The 19,366-nt window shown below is 38.8% G+C and carries 19 protein-coding genes, 1 tRNA gene and 2 rRNA genes (1 of these 22 only partly in view); 21 read left to right on the forward strand and 1 reads right to left on the reverse strand.

Annotated elements, in window-relative coordinates; all coding sequences use genetic code 11:
- The 3 genes from Q5760_RS09540 to Q5760_RS09550 all read left to right on the forward strand — a co-directional run.
- A 23S ribosomal RNA gene (locus tag Q5760_RS09540) occupies positions 1–91 on the forward strand (it extends 2,845 nt beyond the left edge of the window).
- A gap of 62 nt (positions 92–153) precedes the next feature.
- Positions 154–269, forward strand: a 5S ribosomal RNA gene (rrf, locus tag Q5760_RS09545).
- Between the two features lie 142 nt (positions 270–411).
- Positions 412–499, forward strand: a tRNA-Ser gene (locus Q5760_RS09550).
- A 138-nt stretch (positions 500–637) separates the two neighbouring features.
- On the opposite strand, the gene Q5760_RS09555 is transcribed toward Q5760_RS09550, so the two are convergent.
- Positions 638–1,387, reverse strand: coding sequence for a FadR/GntR family transcriptional regulator (locus tag Q5760_RS09555; RefSeq protein ID WP_428911950.1), 750 nt, complete (start codon positions 1,385–1,387; stop codon positions 638–640).
- A gap of 251 nt (positions 1,388–1,638) precedes the next feature.
- Between Q5760_RS09555 and Q5760_RS09560 the strand changes: the two genes are divergently transcribed.
- The 18 genes from Q5760_RS09560 to Q5760_RS09645 all read left to right on the forward strand — a co-directional run bounded on the left by Q5760_RS09560 (position 1,639) and on the right by Q5760_RS09645 (position 19,283).
- A complete protein-coding gene (locus Q5760_RS09560; protein WP_428911951.1) occupies positions 1,639–2,553 on the forward strand; it encodes a catechol 2,3-dioxygenase in 915 nt (304 codons plus the stop codon).
- Between the two features lie 36 nt (positions 2,554–2,589).
- Complete coding sequence (locus tag Q5760_RS09565) at positions 2,590–2,922, forward strand: 2Fe-2S iron-sulfur cluster-binding protein (RefSeq protein ID WP_428911952.1); 333 nt, start codon at positions 2,590–2,592, stop codon at positions 2,920–2,922.
- Between the two features lie 84 nt (positions 2,923–3,006).
- Positions 3,007–4,044, forward strand: a complete 1,038-nt coding sequence (locus Q5760_RS09570) for a Gfo/Idh/MocA family protein (protein WP_428911953.1) — start codon at positions 3,007–3,009, stop codon at positions 4,042–4,044.
- Positions 4,045–4,238: 194 nt separating this feature from the next.
- Positions 4,239–5,240 carry a 2-keto-3-deoxygluconate permease gene (locus Q5760_RS09575; protein WP_428911954.1) on the forward strand — a complete coding sequence of 334 codons (1,002 nt, stop codon included), beginning with the start codon at positions 4,239–4,241 and terminating at the stop codon, positions 5,238–5,240.
- A gap of 107 nt (positions 5,241–5,347) precedes the next feature.
- Positions 5,348–6,271, forward strand: a complete 924-nt coding sequence (locus Q5760_RS09580; protein WP_428911955.1) for a DMT family transporter — start codon at positions 5,348–5,350, stop codon at positions 6,269–6,271.
- 255 nt (positions 6,272–6,526) lie between these two features.
- Entirely contained in the window at positions 6,527–7,198 is a 672-nt protein-coding gene (locus Q5760_RS09585) for a GntR family transcriptional regulator (protein ID WP_428911956.1), read from the forward strand.
- A gap of 229 nt (positions 7,199–7,427) precedes the next feature.
- Entirely contained in the window at positions 7,428–8,126 is a 699-nt protein-coding gene (locus Q5760_RS09590; protein WP_428911957.1) for an isochorismatase family protein, read from the forward strand.
- Between the two features lie 15 nt (positions 8,127–8,141).
- The gene (locus Q5760_RS09595; protein ID WP_428911958.1) at positions 8,142–8,900 is read left to right on the forward strand and encodes a maleate cis-trans isomerase family protein; all 759 of its coding nucleotides are present in this window, start codon (positions 8,142–8,144) and stop codon (positions 8,898–8,900) included.
- A gap of 48 nt (positions 8,901–8,948) precedes the next feature.
- Positions 8,949–10,907 (forward strand): FAD-dependent oxidoreductase, encoded by a 1,959-nt coding sequence (locus tag Q5760_RS09600; protein ID WP_428911959.1) that lies wholly within the window; start codon positions 8,949–8,951, stop codon positions 10,905–10,907.
- Between the two features lie 30 nt (positions 10,908–10,937).
- A complete protein-coding gene (locus Q5760_RS09605; protein WP_428911960.1) occupies positions 10,938–12,296 on the forward strand; it encodes an aromatic ring-hydroxylating oxygenase subunit alpha in 1,359 nt (452 codons plus the stop codon).
- The gene (locus tag Q5760_RS09610; protein WP_428911961.1) at positions 12,289–12,819 is read left to right on the forward strand and encodes an aromatic-ring-hydroxylating dioxygenase subunit beta; all 531 of its coding nucleotides are present in this window, start codon (positions 12,289–12,291) and stop codon (positions 12,817–12,819) included. The genes Q5760_RS09605 and Q5760_RS09610 overlap by 8 nt, the downstream gene beginning before the upstream one ends.
- A 10-nt stretch (positions 12,820–12,829) precedes the next feature.
- On the forward strand, positions 12,830–13,042 hold the full coding sequence (locus Q5760_RS09615; RefSeq protein WP_428911962.1) for a hypothetical protein: 213 nt from the start codon (positions 12,830–12,832) through the stop codon (positions 13,040–13,042).
- Positions 13,043–13,071: 29 nt separating this feature from the next.
- Positions 13,072–13,971, forward strand: coding sequence for a VOC family protein (locus Q5760_RS09620; RefSeq protein WP_428911963.1), 900 nt, complete (start codon positions 13,072–13,074; stop codon positions 13,969–13,971).
- A 39-nt stretch (positions 13,972–14,010) separates the two neighbouring features.
- Entirely contained in the window at positions 14,011–14,826 is an 816-nt protein-coding gene (locus tag Q5760_RS09625; protein WP_428911964.1) for an SDR family NAD(P)-dependent oxidoreductase, read from the forward strand.
- A 23-nt stretch (positions 14,827–14,849) separates the two neighbouring features.
- Positions 14,850–16,493: a purine-cytosine permease family protein gene (locus tag Q5760_RS09630; RefSeq protein ID WP_428911965.1), complete on the forward strand. Its 1,644-nt coding sequence runs from the start codon at positions 14,850–14,852 to the stop codon at positions 16,491–16,493.
- A gap of 69 nt (positions 16,494–16,562) precedes the next feature.
- The gene (locus Q5760_RS09635) at positions 16,563–17,639 is read left to right on the forward strand and encodes a hypothetical protein (protein ID WP_428911966.1); all 1,077 of its coding nucleotides are present in this window, start codon (positions 16,563–16,565) and stop codon (positions 17,637–17,639) included.
- Positions 17,636–18,508: a carbon-nitrogen hydrolase family protein gene (locus tag Q5760_RS09640; RefSeq protein ID WP_428911967.1), complete on the forward strand. Its 873-nt coding sequence runs from the start codon at positions 17,636–17,638 to the stop codon at positions 18,506–18,508. The genes Q5760_RS09635 and Q5760_RS09640 overlap by 4 nt, the downstream gene beginning before the upstream one ends.
- On the forward strand, positions 18,492–19,283 hold the full coding sequence (locus tag Q5760_RS09645; RefSeq protein ID WP_428911968.1) for an SDR family oxidoreductase: 792 nt from the start codon (positions 18,492–18,494) through the stop codon (positions 19,281–19,283). The genes Q5760_RS09640 and Q5760_RS09645 overlap by 17 nt, the downstream gene beginning before the upstream one ends.
- Positions 19,284–19,366: the final 83 nt, after the last annotated feature.

The raw sequence follows: 19,366 nt of genomic DNA on the forward strand, positions 1-19,366 counted from the left end.
CCCCTGAAAGATGATCAGGTTGATAGGTTTGAGGTGGAAGCGTGGCGACATGTGGAGCTGACAAATACTAATCGGTCGAGGACTTAACCACACATTCATGATTGTCTAACATACATTATCTAGTTTTGAAGGAACAATCCTTCAACAAAATAGTCTGGTAACAATGGCGAGAAGGTCACACCCGTTCCCATCCCGAACACGGAAGTTAAGCTTCTCAGCGCCGATGGTAGTTGGGGCTTTGCCCCTGTGAGAGTAGGACGTTGCCAGGCAAATTAACCCCCTATGTTAATAGGGGGTTAACTTTTGAATTAAGATATTATTTCGTTGTAATGCTTAGATCAGTTGGTAAGCAATCGGCAGTATCAAACGGTCGTAAGGTTTGATCCTACCTGCGGAGCCAAATTTTAATTTGGAGAAGTACTCAAGTGGCTGAAGAGGCGCCCCTGGAAAGGGCGTAGGTCGGGCAACCGGCGCGAGGGTTCAAATCCCTCTTTCTCCGTTATGTTTTTAAAACAAAAACCCTTATTCTACTTTTATGAATAGGGGGTTTTGTATGTACACTGATTTTTATTAACTTTTATTTTTTACTATTAATTCCCTCTAAAATCTCTTTCCCATTTGAAGGGAAACCAATGCATCAAAACTTACCTCTTTTTTCCATCTCCTTCAATTCCTTTTTTGATTTATAATATTCACCCATTTCACCCTCAAAATGACCAAGGTGATCTAACATCTTTTGTTGTGCTAACGCCGTATTTTGTTCCACTACTGCCTGATAAATAGCACGGTGTTCTTTTAGAATCTTTCTAGATAAACTTGGACTGCCAAATGTAATCCTACGTATTTCTTCCATGGCTTTGTCCATCTGATCTGATATTGCTTCTATTAAATGAACCATAATTGAATTCTGAGTAGATTGTGCCAAAAGCTTGTGAAAGAGCATATCAGTTTTTTTACTCTCATTTGGATTTGATAAATTTAACTCCATATATTTTAGATTATCCTCTAGTTTATTCAAATCTTCCTCTGTCCTTTTGATTGCAGCCATTCTAGAAATTGAAATCTCTAATGATTTCCGAGCCTCCATAAGCTCAAGAACAGTTTCTTCGCTTATTAGAAAGTCCTGAAAATTAGGGAGTGCCATGATCTCTGGATTCCATGTCTTTACTGTACTTCCTTCACCTTGTCGTGTCTCAATAAGACCCATTATTTCTAATGCACTTAAAGCCTCTCTTACTGTGGATCTACCTACTCCATACATCTCACATAACTCTTTACCAGTAGGCAGTCTATCGCCTGGTTTTAGATCACCATCTATAATTTGTTGTTTAATCTGTTCAGCAATAACCTCATAAATTTTTTGTCTATTTATTTTAGTAGTTTTCATAATAGCCCCCATCATTAAAATTAATTAGATTATATTATATATTTAAAAAAATACAAAATTTCTGAAAAATAACTAGACAAGTAAAAAAACATCTGATAATATATCAATTGTAAACGTTTTCCATAAACTTTCATTAACATGTCTGATAACCTGATATTCAGATTATATCAAATTATCTTCTTCAAGAAAAGTTTTAGAAAACAGGAAACTTACTATTTCACACTTATCTATTAAATTAGAGGAGGAATATTATGGCTAGGGTAATGCGTATGGGGAGAGTAGAACTTAAAGTTCTCGATCTAGAAAAATCAGTAGAATACTATACAAAGGTTATTGGTCTAGAAGAAACTGGACGCTCGGGAGATAGTGTTTACTTAAAGGCTTGGGATGAGTTCGATCACCATAGTTTAATCATAACTAAATCAGACACGGCTGGGATTGCCCACCTTGCTTTTAAAGTAGAAACATTGGACGACTTAGCTTATTTCGAGAAAAAGGTAGAAGAATTCGGATGTACAACAACTCGTATTTCAAAGGGTGCTAGATTAGCTGAGGGAGAAGCTGTTCATTTTATTCTACCAACTGGTCACCACTGTGAACTGTACCATGAGATTGACTTTTTAGGGACAGCTGTTGGAACACTTAACCCACACCCATGGCCTTTAGGTAAACAAGGTATTGCTCCTCATCGCCTTGATCACATATTGCTAACAGGTGATGACCTAAAAACAGTTACTAGATTCTTTGTAGAAGCTCTCAATTTTAGACAAAGTGAAAGAATTACTTCTATTGACGCTGAAGAACTGCTAGGAAGCTTTTTATTTACAACTAATTCAGCTCATGATATTGCATTTGTAAAAGGACCAGATGCTAAACTACACCACGCAGGATTCCATGTTGATTCTCTTCATGATGTATTTAAAGCAGCAGATATACTATCCATGTATGAAGTTCCATTTGATGTTACACCTACTCGTCACGGTATCACTAGAGGTGAAACCATTTACTTCTTTGATCCATCTGGTAATCGTAATGAAGCTTTCGCTGGCGGATATAAGGCATATCCAGATATGCCAACTATTACTTGGACAGAGGACAAAATTGGACAGGGTATTTTCTATCATAGAAGAGAATTATCTGAATCCTTTATGAAGGCCTTAACTTAATTCGGTATAACTTTTTAGATAATAGGGGGTTTAATTATGAATAAAGTGATTCTTCATGCAAGAGGACAGCAATTTGATTATTCTTGTCCAACTGATGTAACACCTTTAAGAGCAGCACGTGACCTATTTATTCCAATTCCTACCGGATGCGTACGAGGCGGCTGTGGAATGTGTAAAGTAAAGGTGCTAAGTGGTGAGTATAATCAGGAATTAATTCGTTCACATGATGCTTTATCTGATGAAGAGCTAGCAGAAGGATATGCATTAGCTTGTTGTATGACCCCGGGATCTTATTTGGAATTGATTACAGTAGAAGATTACGAGAAGCGTAAGGAGCTAGAAGCTTCTTACATAAATAAAGAATTCTAATGCACAACGATGTCTGATAACCTGATATTTTTTCTTAACATGTCTGATAACCTGATAAAAACTAAAAATAAGGGGATGTTTTAAATGAGTTTAGACAAAGTAAAGATTGCTATTATTGGTTTAGGTAGAATTGCACGCACACATATTGATTCGATCCAGCATTGGCCTGAATTATGCGAGCTTACTGCTGTTGTTGATATAAAGGAAGATTTAGCTAAATCTTATTCTGAGGAATTTAATGTTCCATATTATACATCTGTAGAGGATTGTTTAGCAGATCCTAATGTTGATGCAGTAGTGATTTGTCTGCGACATGACCTACATGAGCCTGTTTCTGTACAAGCTTCTAATGCAGGGAAACACGTTCTTGTAGAAAAAGTTATGGCAACCTCTGTCGAAGAAGGTATTTCAATGGTTAATGCTGCTAAAAGGAATAACAAAAAGCTAATGGTTGCTCAAAGTAGAAGATATTTCCAGGCATTCCATGAAGCTAGAAAACACTTTGATAAAATTGGTAAGATTACTAATTCGTTATACAATTTCACTTGCTACTTTGACAAAGATATTGCTCCACTTTGGTGGAGATCTAAAGAGGCAACTGGCGGACTAGCTTATCCAATGTTAGGCTCTCATGCCATTGATATTACTCTATGGATGATGGATGATCGTGAACCAGTTTCTGTCCTTGCCCAAGGGACTTCAAACAATCCTGACTTTGAGGGCGATGATGATCTAACGATTATTATTGGGTTTAACGACGGAACACAGGCAACGTGTTTTTTAGGTATCAATAATAAATATCCAATTCACGAAGGAAATATTATCGGGAAAAAAGGTACGATAAAGTGGAGTCAAACAGGTGATCACGTTGGTCTTATCGGAACAGCAGATACTGATTTATATGTAAATGGAGAGCTTATCATGTCCGGTGCTTCCGAACCTCACAATTTCGCTATTCAAATGAAAGAGTTTGTTGATTCAGTTATCGAGGATAGAGAACCTCTAACATCCGGTGAGAAGATTATTACTCAATTAAGAATTATTGAAGCTGCTCAAAAGTCAGCTGAGGAAAAACGCGTAGTTAGGTTAGAAGAGATAGATTCGTTAGCAACTGTTAACTAAACAGTAAACTTTTAAAGGAACTTTTATTAAAATGGTAGAGAGACTAGTTATTTCAAAAGTATTAGTCTCTTTGACTCTACCACTACTAAAAAATGATAAATGAAACTAGTGTTGAATTATAAAGTTACGAGAATTCTTATAGGGTTGAATTAAATTTTCTGATTTTTCAAAACGTTGGAGAAGGGGATGTTTTTATGCAGATAAAAAAAACCTTGGATCGAATTCCTGGGGGAATGGTAATTGTACCACTATTCTTAGGGATTTTGATCAACACATTGGCCCCTAATGCACTGCGTATTGGTGGCTTTACAGAAGGATTATTTGTTAATAGTGTGGTTCCATTATTTGGATTTTTCTTTGTCTGTGTAGGTGCTGAAATTAATCTAAAAACAGCAAAAGGGGCATTAGCAAAAGGTACAACCATGTTAGTTTCGAAATGGGTGATTGGTGCGGCATTTGGTATCATTGGTTATTCATTAGCTGGTTCAAATGGTTTGTTCTTAGGTCTTGCTCCGCTTGCCATTATTGCAGCTATGACAAATAGTAATGGGTCTATGTACCTTGCAATTACAAGCCAATTTGGAAAGGCGGATGACCGTGCAGCAATTGGGATTCTATCCTTGAACGATGGTCCGTTTTTAACAATGTTAGCGTTAGCTTTATTTGGAGGCATGGGATTAGGTGGAGGTTTATTCTCAATTATTGATTTTGTCGCAGTTCTAGTACCACTTCTACTAGGTATAGTATTAGGTAATTTAGATTCTGATATGAAGGAATTTTTAACAAAAGGAGCAGACGCTGTTATTCCATTTATAGTATTTGCGCTAGGTATGGGAATTAATTTCACTGCAATTATTCAAGGTGGATTAGCTGGTATTGCACTTGGAGTACTTACTGTTGTATTAACTGGTACTACAATTTCGATGATTTTCAAAAAGGTAGGATGGAATCCAATTGTTGGTGTAGCAGAAGGTGCTGTCGCGGGTAATGCTATTGCAACTCCAGCTGCTATTGCAGCTGTAAATGCAAGTTTTGCTCCTCAAGTAGAAATAGCTACTGTCCAAATTGCTGCTGCGGTTGTAACATCTGGAATACTTTTACCGATCTATGTTTCGTTTCTAGCAAAAAAATACGCGAAGCAACATACACCTCGACAACAAGAAAATCAAGAATTTGGGTTAGCAGATACTGTATAGTAGGAACTATATCAAGCCCTCACAAAAAGGATTTTCAAAACTTTTTGTGAGGAATTGTTGTTTTTGCAGAGCAAACTATGAAAGATTAAAATATTGATAGAGGGAAGGTGAAAGTGAAAGTGATCTGGATCACCTTGCTACTATGCCTTATCTGGGGATATAACTTTATTGTAATGAAAGTAGCTTTAGATTTTTTTCCTCCAGTTTTGTTTTCTGCTTTTCGTTTCTTCATAGGGTCCGGAATTCTATTGCTTATCTGTTTTTATAAAAGGATTCCTCTGCCGAAAAAGGGAGATTTAAAGTGGTATACGATTTGTGGCGTTCTTCAAACAAGCTACGTATTTATTATGAATCAGCTTGCCCTTCAATACCTTGATGCGGGATTAACGAGTTTATTAGTTTATACAATGCCTATATGGTATGCGTTTCTCGCCAACTTTTTCATTGGGGAACGTTTAACATCCCTGAAGGTAATGGCTTTAGCTTTAGGGATAATCGGTCTTTTTATGGTAATGGAGATTAACCCATTTCAATTGAATTGGAGTGGAGTCAGTCTGATCGCACAATTGGCTGTATTGTCTGGTGCCTTAGCGTGGGCCGTATCAAATATTATTGTAAAGAAGGTACTTCACAGTCATAATAATTGGCAATTTACAGCGTATCAGATGCTGATTGGAGCAATCGTTCTCCTGCTCTATTCCTTCCTCTTTGAACAGGGACAAAGTGTAACATGGAATTGGAATTCTGTTATGGTTGTGTTTTACGCTGGGGCTATTGCATCCTCCCTTGCATTTATCCTTTGGTTCTATCTTTTAAGTTCCGGAGAAGGAGGAAAAACAACTTTATCGTTATTATTGGTCCCTGTAGTAAGTATTCTTTCAGGCTGGATCTTTTTAGATGAAATCATTACATTTACATCAATCATTGGGATGATGATTATTTTACTAGCGAATGGTTTAGTGAATGTTAGAGATTTAAAGGGTTTTAGAAGTCAAAAGAAAGAACAGGTTGATAAGGCAAGCACTTTATAAGTTTGCAGAGTCAGAGGGACAGGTCGCTTGACTCACGAACACCGCCAAAAATGAGTCAAGGAACCTGTCTCCTTGACTCAATTAAAAAAACTTCTAAAAAGTACTTGCCAAACTTTCAGAATATTTATATAATAAGGACATAAGATATACTGTCGACAGCATTCATAGTCCAGTTACCTTCATTTAGTGGAATCCTCCCACTTCTTATGAAGAGGATGAGTGCAAAAGATAAGGACAAAAGAGGTGGTGAGAAATATGAAAGTTCAAAAGGTTAATCCACTATATGAACAAATTTATGACAATTTAAAAGAGGCTATTATAAGCGGTGAACTTCAACCAGGAGAAAGAATGGTAGATGCGTGGTTTGCCGAAAAGCTAAGTGTTAGTAGAAGCCCAGTGAGAGAAGCTTTCCGAAAACTCGAACAAGAAGGATTACTGATTAATCAAGACGGTGCAATGCTTGTTTATAAACCAAATGTAGATGATGTCGTTGAGCTTTTCGAAGTTCGAGCAGGTCTCGAAGGGATGGCCATTTTTCTAACAACAACGAGGATCAGCGCTCAAGAGATTGAAGATCTTGAAAAGTGCATCTATCGAGTAAGAAAAGCTTTTATTGAAAAAGATCTGCAAGAAGTAGTCAATCAAAACACTTTCTTTCACGAGTTTATCGTAAAAGCGAGTAAAAATAAAAGATTAATAGACATGATGGGCAATATTAACAATTTAACGCTGCTTTATCGAAATAATTTCTTTAATTATTACTATGTCAATGATTCATTTATTGAGGAACATATAGAAATATGTGAAGCCATAAAATCGGGTAATCCCGATTTAGCCTCTAAAAAAATGAGGGATCACATCCTACATGACTTAGAGCAATTAAAAGAAAAATTGAATGAACAAAAAGGGGATCAATCAGGAGCATAAGGATTTACCCTTTTTATTTTCTGTAATTTATCTGAAAATTTACAAAAATCATTAAACTATAATATAATCTAATTTAAAAATTAGTTGTGTTATCACTAAACTCTCCCTTCTTTCTTAAAAGGGAAATTGTTTAATTGTCGACAGTATTCAGAAGTCAAAAAACAAAGAAATGAAATCGAAACGAATGTGGGCAATTCAAGCAATAAAAAATCTTTAAAAGGAGATCATTATGACAGAAATCTGGGAAAAGTACCTCGATCCAAAGGACTTAGTCAATTATTCTACAAGTGGTTTTGGTAAAAAATATGGGATGGGCAACAAGCCTGCATTAGTCATTGTGGATGTGCAATATGGCTTTACGGGTGAAAAGGCAGAGTCCATTGAAGAGTCTATTCATAAATATCCAACAAGCTGTGGTGAGGCTAGTTGGGAATCAATAAAACAGATTAAGAGTTTACTAGAAGCAGCAAGAGAAGCACTAATCCCTGTTTACTATACAATCATTGAAGGTTCTAGGCATGCATCAAATGATCGCGTAGCCATTAAAGGTGAAATATTCTCGCATTCTACCTTGTTGGAAGGGGAAAAGGGAACAAAGGTCGTGGATGAAATCCAGCCAAGACTTGAGGAAATGGTATTCTCGAAGAAGAAACCAAGTGCCTTTTTTGGAACTCCGTTAAACAGCTATCTGATAAAAGATAAGATTGATACCTTGATCGTGACAGGATGTACGACTAGCGGCTGTATTCGGAGCACGGTAGTGGATGCATTTTCTTATAACTATCAAGTGATTGTTCCAGAGGAATGTGTCTTTGACAGAAGCGTTACTTCACATGCGATTAATCTATTTGATATGCAGCAAAAATACGCAGATGTAGTAAAAACGGAAGAAGTCATTGATCAATTAAAAACGAAAGTAAATCAATAAAAAGAGGTGGATGAAGTGACAAAAAATTATCGAATTGGTTTAATTGTCCCTAGTTCAAATACAACGATGGAAACAGAAATTCCAGCCATGCTACAAGCAAGAAAAAATACGGAAGAAACCTTCACCTTCCATTCCAGTCGAATGCGAATGATGCATGTGAATAAAGAAGAGTTAGCAAAAATGGATAAAGATAGCGACCGTTGTGCCGTAGAACTATCTGATGCACGTTGTGATGTCATCGCTTATGCCTGTCTCGTAGCGATTATGTCACAAGGTTCCAATTATCATTGTTTATCAGAATCTCGTTTAACAGAGATTGCTAGAAAAGAGAGTCCAGAAACCTCCGTGATTAGCTCAGCTGGGGCTTTAATAGAAGGGATTCACACGCTAGGTGCAAAGAAAGTTTCCATTATCACACCGTATATGAAACCGCTCACAGAGATGGTAGCTGATTATATTGAGGAAAGCGGGATTAAAGTAATGGATTCAATCAGCTTAGAAGTATCCGATAATTTAGAGGTTGGTAGATTAGATCCGATGAACCTAGTGAATATAGTCAAAGACCTTGATGTTAGTGATGCAGATGCAGTTGTGTTATCGGCATGCGTTCAGATGCCGTCATTACCTGCCATCCAAAAAGTAGAGGATATGCTAGGCAAACCAGTGATCTCTGCAGCTACATCAACCGTTTATCAAATCCTTAAAAGTTTGCATCTAAATCCAGTCGTTCCAAATGCAGGGAAATTACTATCAGGTTCCCCTGTATTATCATAAAATCGCAACTTGATTAGCCCGGAGTAATTTAATTAAAGGAGACGAGTAATGAATCCATTTTTAAAAGAAAAAACTACGTTTTCGCATCTCTTTAAGCCTGGGAAAATTGGAAATGTCGAAATCAAGAATCGCATTGTTAAGGCACCACAGCATACGGGACTGGCGAATCAAGACGGTACCGTATCTGAGAGGTTAATCCGACATTATAAAGAACTGGCACGTGGCGGCACTGGACTAATCATTGTGGAATATACGTACGTCGATAATGATGCAAGTAAATCTGCTTTTTGCCAGCTGGGCATTAGTAAAACGGAACATATTTCTGGCTTATCTTATCTTGCTTCTACGATCAAAGAGGAAGGGGCAAAAGCTGGAATTCAATTAGAACATTGCGGTAGACAAAAATTTCTAGGCACCCCACCCATGAAAGCACCATCAAGAATCCCTTGGCCAATGATCTACGAACAAACAGGGATGATCCCCGAAGAATTAACCATCACAGAAATTAAACAAATCATCGAGAATTTTGGCGACGCCGCCAAGAGAGCTGAAATCGCTGGATTTGATTTAGTTGAAATCCACGCGGCGCATGGTTATTTAATTACCAATTTCTTATCTCCACACACAAACAAACGAAACGACTTATACGGTGGTTCTCTTGAGAACCGAATGCGATTTTTAATAGAAGTCATTGAAAATGTAAAAAGCAAGGTAAGTGAAGATTTCACGATTACGATGAGAATCAATGGAACTGATTATCAACCAGACGGAATCAAAATTGAGGAGACGATTGAAGTCTGTATAAAGGCAGAAGAATTAGGGGTCCAAGCCTTTCATGTGTCAGGTGGAGACCACCACCAAATGATTTATCAAGTATCCCCAATGCCTGTGAAAAGAGGTCCGAATATTTGGGCAGCAGATGCGATTCGCCAAAATGTTTCGATTCCAATTATCGCGTCCGGGTCGATTACATCTCCAGATTTAGCACAAACCATTCTAGAGGAAGGGAAAGCTGACTTTGTCTCGTTTGGACGTCCATTATTTGCGGATCCTTATTTCCCTCAGAAAGCGAAAGAAGGAAGAGTGGAGGATATTACCCCTTGTATTCGTTGTAACGATGGCTGTATGGAACGGACCCATTGGAAATATCGCTCGATCCGTTGCACCGTTAATCCGAATACGGGTAGAGAAGGAGAGTTAACCCTCACCCCCGCAACGAAACAAAAGAAAATCGCAGTAGTTGGGGGAGGACCAGCAGGATTAGAAGTAGCACGAGTGAGCGCATTACGTGGCCACGAAGTCACACTTTTTGAAAAAGAAGAACTTGGTGGCTCCCTTGTACCAGGTTCGGTTCTATCTTTTAAAGAGGATTTAATCCGACTACAAAACTATTATAAAGCTCAAATCGAAAAACTAAATATTGAAGTCATTCGTCAAGAAGCGACAGTAGACAATCTCCAAAATCAAGAATTTGATGAAGTCATTTTGGCAATAGGTGGTGTGCCAAAGCCACTTAAAATTGACGGTTTGAAAGAGTCCAAAGTTTTGCAAGCAAAGGATGTCTTAAAAAGCAAAGTGATTTCGGGTCAATCCGTCGTTGTGATTGGCGGAAGTCTCGTTGGAATCGAGGCGGCACTATTTCTAGCTGATAAAGGCTGTGACGTTACCATTCTTGAAGAAAAGAAAGCGACAATGCAGGGAGATTTAGCAACCTTTACGACTTCTTATATGCAAAAACTAACGGAAAAGAAGGTAAACGTACATCTTTCTACATCAATAGAAGAAGTGGTTGACGATATCATGATAACGGTCAATAAAAACGGGATGAAGAAGGAATTTACGGTCGATACGATTATCAATGCGACTGGCTATGTTTCCAATGATCGCTTGATTGGGGAGTTAAAAGAACAGACTTTACTAGAAGTTCATGAGATTGGCGATGGCAAGCAGCCTGGCAAAATCTTTGACGCCATTCATGCAGGCTATCTACTAGGACGTCAAATTTAAAAAGGGTTGGAAAATGGGGAGGTATTTCATGTGAGTAATAAATATATCGAAGAGGCATCCAAGTTGTCTCCGAGAGCAAAGGCAATGCTTGAGGACTTCAAAGCGGATTTAGAAAAGGGAATCTCAAGAATAGGTATTTTAAATGATGAGGAAATTTATCAAGCTGAATTAGAGAAAATCTTTGGGAAAAGATGGAATTATTTGGCGCACGAGACAGAGATTCCAAATAACGGGGATTACGTTCTTCGCTATATCGGGGACGATAAGTTTATCGTAACGAGAGATAGCAATGGAAAGATCAACGCGATTCTAGATGTTTGTCCTCATCGTGGTGCAAGTGTCTGTCGTGCGGAAAAAGGGAATAGCTCCCATTTTCGTTGCCCTTACCATGGATGGAACTTCAAAAATAATGGCGAGTTAGTCGGTGCTCCAGCCTTCAAGGATGCTTATGATGGGTTGGATCGATCCCAATGGGGAATGAAGCACGCGCCGCGTGTAGAGAAATTCCATGGATTTATCTTTGCCTGTCTGGATGAGTATGCTCCTAGTTTAGAAGAATCCTTGTCAGGCATGGCTTGGTATTTAGATATGATTTTCTCTCTACAAGATGAAGGCATGGAGGTACTAGGAGAGCCGCAACGATTTACCATTAAAGGAAATTGGAAAATTGCGGCGGAGAATTTCTCTGGTGATGACTATCATTTAATGTATCTTCACAAATCAACGTATGATATTGGGGTAATGCAGATCCCACTAAAAGAAAATATGAAGGGCTATCATATACAAGCAGGAAATGGACATGGAGTAAGCTTTTCCATTGATTTAGAAAGTGAAGATCCGCTGTTCTTCTTTTACCCAGAAGAAATTGTGAAAACGTTTAATTTGGATAATTTATCGGAAGATCAATTGAGATTAGCGCGAGGTTCTCGGGTATGTGTAGGAAATATTTTTCCGAATATCTCATTTCTGATGCTGCCGTTGAGTCCAGATCCGAAGAATGTGCCGCCAACTCCACTGTTTACATGGAGGATTTGGAGACCGATTGGCAAGGATGAAATTGAAGTCTTTAACTGGTTCTTTATGTACAAAAATACATCTGAGGAATTTAAGCGTGCATCCTACCAGGCGGCCGTATCCTCATTTGGAATTGCGGGTACCTTTGAAATGGATGATCCGGTTCCATGGGAAACGATGACCCGTAATGCGGGTGGTACGTTTGCAAAGAAACATATGAAGTTAAATTTACAAATGGGATTAAATGGGATGGGAACTTCTAAACAAGTAATGGATTGGCCATTTCCAGGGATTGCCCATTACCCGAGATTTGAAGAAGGAAATCAAAGAGCCATGTATCGGACTTATATAGAGGAGATGCTGAAAGATGAATAAAATCGAAATGACAAAAAAAGTTCCAATCGATATTTATCAAGACGCTGTTGACTTCTTATTATACGAAGCTGAATTAATTGATGATGGTCGATTTACAGAATGGCTTGATTTAATGGCAGACGACTTTACGTACAGGATTCCTATAAGGGTTACAAGAGAAAAAGCGGCACGAAGTGAATTCAGTGATCTTGCCTTCCATATGAACGAAACGAAAAGTACGATGGAAATGCGGGTTCAACGCAGCTATTCCCAATACAACTGGGCAGAAGACCCAATCTCACGCACAAGACATTTCCTAACAAACTTCAGAGCAAGATTAGTAGAAGATCATGAAAATGAAATCCATTTTAAATCGAACTTTCTCATTTTCAGAGGTCAATTTGATTCACCTACTAACCAATTTTTGAGCGGGGAAAGACATGATACGCTCCGTTTAGAGGATGGGGATTGGAAGTTGGTGAACCGACTCATTCTTCTTGATCATGCTACAATCCCAATGAAAAATTTAGCCATTTTTATTTAGGAGGCCCGATATGGAAAACATGAGAATTGCCAATGAATTTGCCTATGTTGAAATAAGGAAAATCGAAACAAGTAACGGAGAGTTATTAGAAATAGAAGATAAAAAGAATGATCGAAAAATCATCTTAGATGCGATGCAATTAGAAAGTCTGACCTTGATGAGACCAGAAGATTTCTCATTTTTCTTTGAAACCCATTATGGCATTAATGATTCGAGAGATTAAGATTTTCTAAGAAAGGGGGATGTCTGACCATGCATTCAAAAGCACAGAGGTTTGAGCATGTGGAGCTTAAGGTTAAAGATTTATCAAAAGCTCTGCACTTCTATAAAGATGCGCTTGGCTTAGTGGAAATCGGTAAAGAAGATGGTGTCACCTATCTAGGCTGCGGCTATGACAAAAATTATGATCTTGCTGTGAAAGAAGGTGGGACAGGTATTTCTCACTTTGCCGTAAGGGTCGATGATGAAGAGGAATTGGAGTATTTTTATCGGAAAATTACTAATCTAGGTGTGAAAGTGACCCGACATAATGGAACAGAGCCTGGTCAGGTAAGGGCCATTCGTTTCCCCTTACCAAGTGGGATTATGATGGAGTTTGTGCTTGTGGCTGATAATGATTATGCGAATCCGGCAAGGCCTGCTTATCCGAGGAATATTGCGGCAGCACCGTTAAATATCGATCATATTAATCTCGTGACAAAGGATGTAAAAAAGGAAACCGACTTTTTCTCCGAGATTTTAAATTTTAAAGTTTCAGATGTGGTCGACCCAGAAATGAATGGAAATTACATGATGTCGTTTATGCGCTTTAGAGGGTATCACCATGATGTCGCATCAACGATTACAAAAAATCAAGACGGAACCCTTCACCATCTAGCTTGGACGATGAGCAACTTCGAACATATTAAGGTCGCTTGCGATGTGATTACCCAATTTGGAGTCGACGTTGAATTTGGACCTGGTCGCCATCCGATTGGTCCAAACCTCTATGCTTATTATATGGAGCCAGGTGGGAACCGCTTTGAATTTGTAGCGGAACAAGTCTATTTAGATCCATCTTCTCCAACGAAAAAATGGAGAAGCATGCAGGATACATTAGAATCTTGGTCAAGATTAAGGAAACCGCCTGGAAGCTTTATACAAAGTACCTAAACATAATCAATATGTAGCAGCTTGAAGGGAGGAAGAAAAGTGGGACGGTTGACAAATAAAGTGGCACTCGTTACGGGCGGTGCATCAGGACTTGGAAAAGCGGTTGTGACTCGATTTGTCGTGGAAGGGGCCAAAGTGTGTGTAGCAGACATCTCACAAGAAAAATTAAATGAGATGGAAACCTTACTCGGAGATTCGATTGTAACCATTCAAGGGGATGTTTCTTTAGTAGAAGATAATAAGAGAATGATTGAGAAGACGATATCCCAATTTGGCAAATTAGATATTTTCATAGGAAACGCTGGGATCTTCGATGGAAATATCGGAATCGCAGAAATGCCATTGGAACGTTTGGGCGCTTCCTTTGATGAGTTGTTTAGTATCAATGTAAAAGGGATGCTTTTTGGAGCAAAACTAGCCCTTCCAGAGTTAGCTAAAACGGGAGGATGCATGATCTTTACTGCCTCACATGCTAGTTTCTACTCTGCAGGTGGAGGTCCACTTTACACCGCTTCTAAGCATGCGATAGCAGGGCTTATTAAGGAATTAGCCTTTGAATTGGCTCCAGCCATTCGCGTAAATGGAGTAGCGCCTGGTGTCATCGCAACAGTTATGGGCTCACCAAATGCATTAGGGGTTGAAGCACCATCGATTATTTCTGGGGTGGAGGAATCATTGCCATTACCCTTTATTCCACAACCAGAGGAATACGCAGATATCTATGTATTACTTGCCTCTGAAAGTTCAAGAGTCATGACAGGAACGATTATTCAGGCAGATAGTGGCATTAGTATCAGAGGACTTGCACGCACATCAGGTGGTTTTAAAATGGAGGATTCTCTAGCTGATACCTAAATAAAGGATATGGGGGATAGTAGATGAAGATTAAAAATGTAGAGGAATTAAATCGGCAACCTGAAAGCTTGTTCTATGATACGAGGGAATTAGAAAGATCATCAAATGCTGAAAATAAAAAAGATGACTACGGTTCTAGTCGAGTTCCTGGGAACTGGAGATTCAGTGCCTGGAATAGTGCTTGGAGCTGGATGGGGTTATCGACCGCATTAGCGTACCCTCTAACAGGTGCTCTACTAACTCTCTCCTTTGGTGCGACAAATGTGATGATTGGATTTCTGCTTTCAATGATTTTGGTAGGTGTCGGGGTTTATATCACTTCCTTAAAGGCGACAAATGAAGGAGTCGGAAAAGACTTAATGAGTCGTGGAAGTTATGGTTATATGGGATCCGTTGTTAATACGTTAATTATCGGCTTTTACTTAATGATTCTGTTTTCTCTTGAAACCTCCGTAATGGCAAAATCGATACATGAATTTTTACCAAATGTACCTTATTGGATATTTGTATCTTTAATTGTTGTTTGTTTTATTCCATTAGGGATTTATGGAATGGTATTTATCGCTAGACTGCAGACTGCAACCTTTGTCCTTTATGTGATTGGAATTGCTTTAGTGTTTGCTGGTTTATTTAGTAATTGGTCCGAATTGGCAAATGCAGCATTTGCCGGTGAATGGTGGAAGCTAAATCCAAATGGAGTTCCAACAACATGGTTAACCGTTCTAGGTGCGACAGGTGCATGGATGGGAGCATTTGGTTTTATGAATATTTTTGCTGGAACGGACTTTACAAGAATGACAAGACGAAGCGAAGCCAAAAAGGGTGCAGTGATTCAAGTTGTAATCAATTCCGTTATCAACTCATTCTTAATTGGAGCGATGGGAATTTTCTTCTTAGCGGCGACAAATGGCACAAATCCTGATCCGGGTGTTACATTTGTTTGGGTATTAGGACCATTAGGTTTGTTCTTAGTGTTAGTCACTCAACTACGTGGGAATGTATTGAATATGTATTTAGGCACGATTGCTTTTGAAAATGTCATTACACAGATTACGAAGAAAAATATTGCACGTTCAAAAATCCTTATTCCTTTTGTCATTTTAGGTTTTATCATTGTCATCAGTCCAGTACTTGCGCATTTCTCTACCATCGCAACGTTTGCGGGAGTAGTGTTTGCGGCATGGGTAGGCTCGACATTTGGTGAATGGACATTAGTTCGTCCGAAATATAAAATTCCAAAATGGTTGGAAATTCGCCGTGCCTATCTACCTGATATAAACAAGATTGGTCTTACGTCTTTAATTGCACCCATTATCATTGGATTGATTGCTACATTTGGAGGGTTTGGAACTGTACTTCAGTCATTGGCTGTATTCTTTACCCTTATCTTAGCATTCATACTACCAGCAATAATTGCTGCCATTCTAGGTGAGGAAAAAACGGTGAAGCAATATTTTAGTAGATTACCAGAAATTCCTAACACAACCGAAGAAACCCTTTCCTGTGCAGTTACAGGAGCCATTGGACATAAGAGTGATTTTGTTAAGTGTCCATTCCATGAAAATAATTGGATCTCGTCAAGTACTTGCGCAACAGAAATGAAATGTAACAAAATGTGTCAAACAAGTGGGATACCAAGTTCGGTTCCAGCTGACCCGACATTTTAATGGAACAAGATGCATTAAGTAAAAAATAAAAATTCGAAATATTAGGAACATAATAAAGGAGTGGCTTACATGCAACCAAATTTTTCACAATTAATCAATTTATTTAAAGATGAATTAGTTCTTTGCGGTGTAAAAACAGGGGAGTTTGTCGTAGTCGCTAGTCAACCTGAATCCCGTGAAGGATATGTAGATGCTTTTTTAACTGCGATTAAAGAATTAGGAGCCCATGGTGTGAACCTTCAATTCCCAGGAATCCGTCATGCGCAGCTTCCTTATTTAGGCCGTCAAACCGAAGATATTGATGTATTTATCGACTCAGCTCCACATGCGATGGAGATTTTGAAAAAAGCGGATATGGTTGTTGATGTAACGGCAGAAGGATTGGTTCATACAAAAGCAAGAGCCGTTACATTAGGTGGCGGTGCAAGAATGCTAATGGTTTGGGAAAAACAAGAAATCTTAGAAAGAATGTTTCCGAGAGAGTCATTACGAAAAAGAGTAGAATCCAGTGTCAATATGTTAAAACAAGCAGAAACAATGCGTGTTCGCTCTGAAATCGGTACAGATATTTCCGTAAGGTTAGTAAAGGATCGACCAATTGTTGGTCAATACGGGTATACAGACCAGCCAGGAAGATGGGATCATTTTGCAAGTGGATTTGTCGCTTGTTATCCGAGCGAAGTTAGTGTAAATGGACGAATTGTATTAGATGTGGGCGACATTCTACTGCCACTTAATCGTTATATCGAATCGCCCATTGATATTACGATTGAAGAAGGATTTATTACCGATATCAAAGGTCAGGGGTTAGACACTTTGATATTTAAACAATATTTTGAGTCGTATAACGATAAAGATGTCTATGGTACTTCCCATTTTGGTTGGGGTCTTGATGAAACAGCGCTTTGGGAAGCATTAAGCTTTTATGGCAGTGATACGTATGGCATGGATGCGCGTTCTTTTGCAGGGAACTTTATGTGGTCAACGGGACCGAACGCTCATGTGAAGCGGTTTACGCCTTGCCATTATGATATCCCAATGAGAAATTGCACAATTGAATTAGATGGAAAAGAAATTATTCGAGAAGGCACGATTGTGGAACCAAGTTTAATCCCAGCTAATACAGGTAAGGAATTGATCAAATGAGTAATAAGTTAAAAGTCTCAATGGTACAAATGCAGGTAACGGATCAAGTGGAGGTCAATGTCCAAAAAGCAGTCGATTTGGTAAGAGAAGCAGCAAAAAGTAAACCAGATGTGATTGTTTTGCCTGAAAACTTTCATTTAATGACAACGAATCAGGACTTTTTTGACAAAGCGGAAACGATTGATGGCCCAACGATTACTAGACTGAAGGAGCTTGCCAAAGAACTGGATACTTACATTGTGGCTGGAACAATGAAGTTAAAAGAAGCTGGTGAAGCCAAATTAAAAAACATTTGCTGCGTGATCAATCCAAAAGGTGAGATTCAAGATATTTATAATAAGGTCCATACATTTAATGCACGTGTGGGGGATGTTCAATATCAAGGGAGCAAAGTAGAGGATGCAGGCAATCAATTAATTGTCACCAATATTAAAGGAGTTCCTGTGGGTCTGAGTGTATGTTTTGATATTCGCTTTCCAGAAATGTTTCGAATTCTGGCATTAAAAGGAGCCAAAGTCATTTTGGTTCCGGCCATCTTCATGCTTCACACTGGTAAGGATCATTGGGAAGTACTGCTTCGGGCAAGAGCGATTGAAAACCAAGTTTATATTGTTGCACCTGCTACTTACGGAAAATTCCCGCCAAATGATCAGTGGAGCTATGGAAGAAGCATGGCGGTAGATCCATGGGGTCTTGTTATTGCTCAATCATCTGATCGAGATGATGTATTGACGGTAGATCTTGATTTAGATTGGGTCGAGGATGTCCGCAAGCGGGTCCCGACATTAACGCAAAGAAGAACGGATTTATATAGGTTAGAAGAAATCCAACAGACAGAAGGGGTGGCACTAAATGGATCTCGGAATTAAAGATAAAGTCGTATTAGTAACAGCTTCAAGTAAAGGTCTTGGCTATGCAATTGCTCAAGCGATGCTTGAAGAAAGAGCGCGTGTCGCAATTAGCTCAAGAAATGAAGAAAGTATTAAAAGAGCAGCAGAAAGTTTATCACAAAATGGAAAATATGATGTTTTTTATGAAGCGGCAGATTTAGCAAAGGCTGAAGATGTTGAACGCTTAATGGATCGTGTGTTAAACCATTTCGGGCAAGTCGATATTTTAGTCTGTAATACGGGAGGTCCTAAAACTTCCAATTTTACCGATACAAATTATGAGGATTGGAAAAATGGCTTAGATATGATGCTCTTGCCTGTGTTACAGATGACACAACGCGCGATTCCAAAAATGAGAGAAAATAAATGGGGACGAATCATTTTCATGACGTCCACATGGGTGAAGCAGCCACGTGAAAAAGGCGTCATTTCTACCATGGCAAGAAGTGCGATTTCGGGCTTATCAAAGCATCTATCCAATGAATTAGCATCGGATAATATCTTGGTTAATCAAATCATGCCGGGTCCGACTTGGACAGATCGCTCAAGAGAAATTACCGCTCGTCTGTCAGAGGCTCGTGGGGTCCCTGTTGAAGTAATCAAGGAAGAAATTGCAAAAGAAATTCCGCTTGGGCGCTATGGAACAGCAGAAGAAATCGCAAATGCGGTGACTTTCTTAGCTTCCGATAAGGCTTCGTTTATAACCGGTTCATCGTTGCAAGTGGATGGTGGTCAGATTAAGTCTACTGTTTGATTTGACAATAAGAATTTCACTATTTTCCTGTATTTGATAAAGGTATAAGCTTTTTATCAAATACAGGAATCATTTTTTCGTAA

The organism is Niallia sp. Kr1, assembly GCF_050389805.1.
Classification (GTDB): Bacteria; Bacillota; Bacilli; order Bacillales; family Cytobacillaceae; genus Bacillus_BD.

Coding starts and splice junctions, on each gene's coding strand:
- Q5760_RS09555 (WP_428911950.1), bottom strand. CDS start 1,387: ATGAAAACTACTAAAATAAATAGACAAAAAATTTATGAGGTTATTGCT.
- Q5760_RS09560 (WP_428911951.1), top strand. CDS start 1,639: ATGGCTAGGGTAATGCGTATGGGGAGAGTAGAACTTAAAGTTCTCGAT.
- Q5760_RS09565 (WP_428911952.1), top strand. CDS start 2,590: ATGAATAAAGTGATTCTTCATGCAAGAGGACAGCAATTTGATTATTCT.
- Q5760_RS09570 (WP_428911953.1), top strand. CDS start 3,007: ATGAGTTTAGACAAAGTAAAGATTGCTATTATTGGTTTAGGTAGAATT.
- Q5760_RS09575 (WP_428911954.1), top strand. CDS start 4,239: ATGCAGATAAAAAAAACCTTGGATCGAATTCCTGGGGGAATGGTAATT.
- Q5760_RS09585 (WP_428911956.1), top strand. CDS start 6,527: ATGAAAGTTCAAAAGGTTAATCCACTATATGAACAAATTTATGACAAT.
- Q5760_RS09590 (WP_428911957.1), top strand. CDS start 7,428: ATGACAGAAATCTGGGAAAAGTACCTCGATCCAAAGGACTTAGTCAAT.
- Q5760_RS09600 (WP_428911959.1), top strand. CDS start 8,949: ATGAATCCATTTTTAAAAGAAAAAACTACGTTTTCGCATCTCTTTAAG.
- Q5760_RS09610 (WP_428911961.1), top strand. CDS start 12,289: ATGAATAAAATCGAAATGACAAAAAAAGTTCCAATCGATATTTATCAA.
- Q5760_RS09615 (WP_428911962.1), top strand. CDS start 12,830: ATGGAAAACATGAGAATTGCCAATGAATTTGCCTATGTTGAAATAAGG.
- Q5760_RS09620 (WP_428911963.1), top strand. CDS start 13,072: ATGCATTCAAAAGCACAGAGGTTTGAGCATGTGGAGCTTAAGGTTAAA.
- Q5760_RS09630 (WP_428911965.1), top strand. CDS start 14,850: ATGAAGATTAAAAATGTAGAGGAATTAAATCGGCAACCTGAAAGCTTG.
- Q5760_RS09635 (WP_428911966.1), top strand. CDS start 16,563: ATGCAACCAAATTTTTCACAATTAATCAATTTATTTAAAGATGAATTA.
- Q5760_RS09640 (WP_428911967.1), top strand. CDS start 17,636: ATGAGTAATAAGTTAAAAGTCTCAATGGTACAAATGCAGGTAACGGAT.
- Q5760_RS09645 (WP_428911968.1), top strand. CDS start 18,492: ATGGATCTCGGAATTAAAGATAAAGTCGTATTAGTAACAGCTTCAAGT.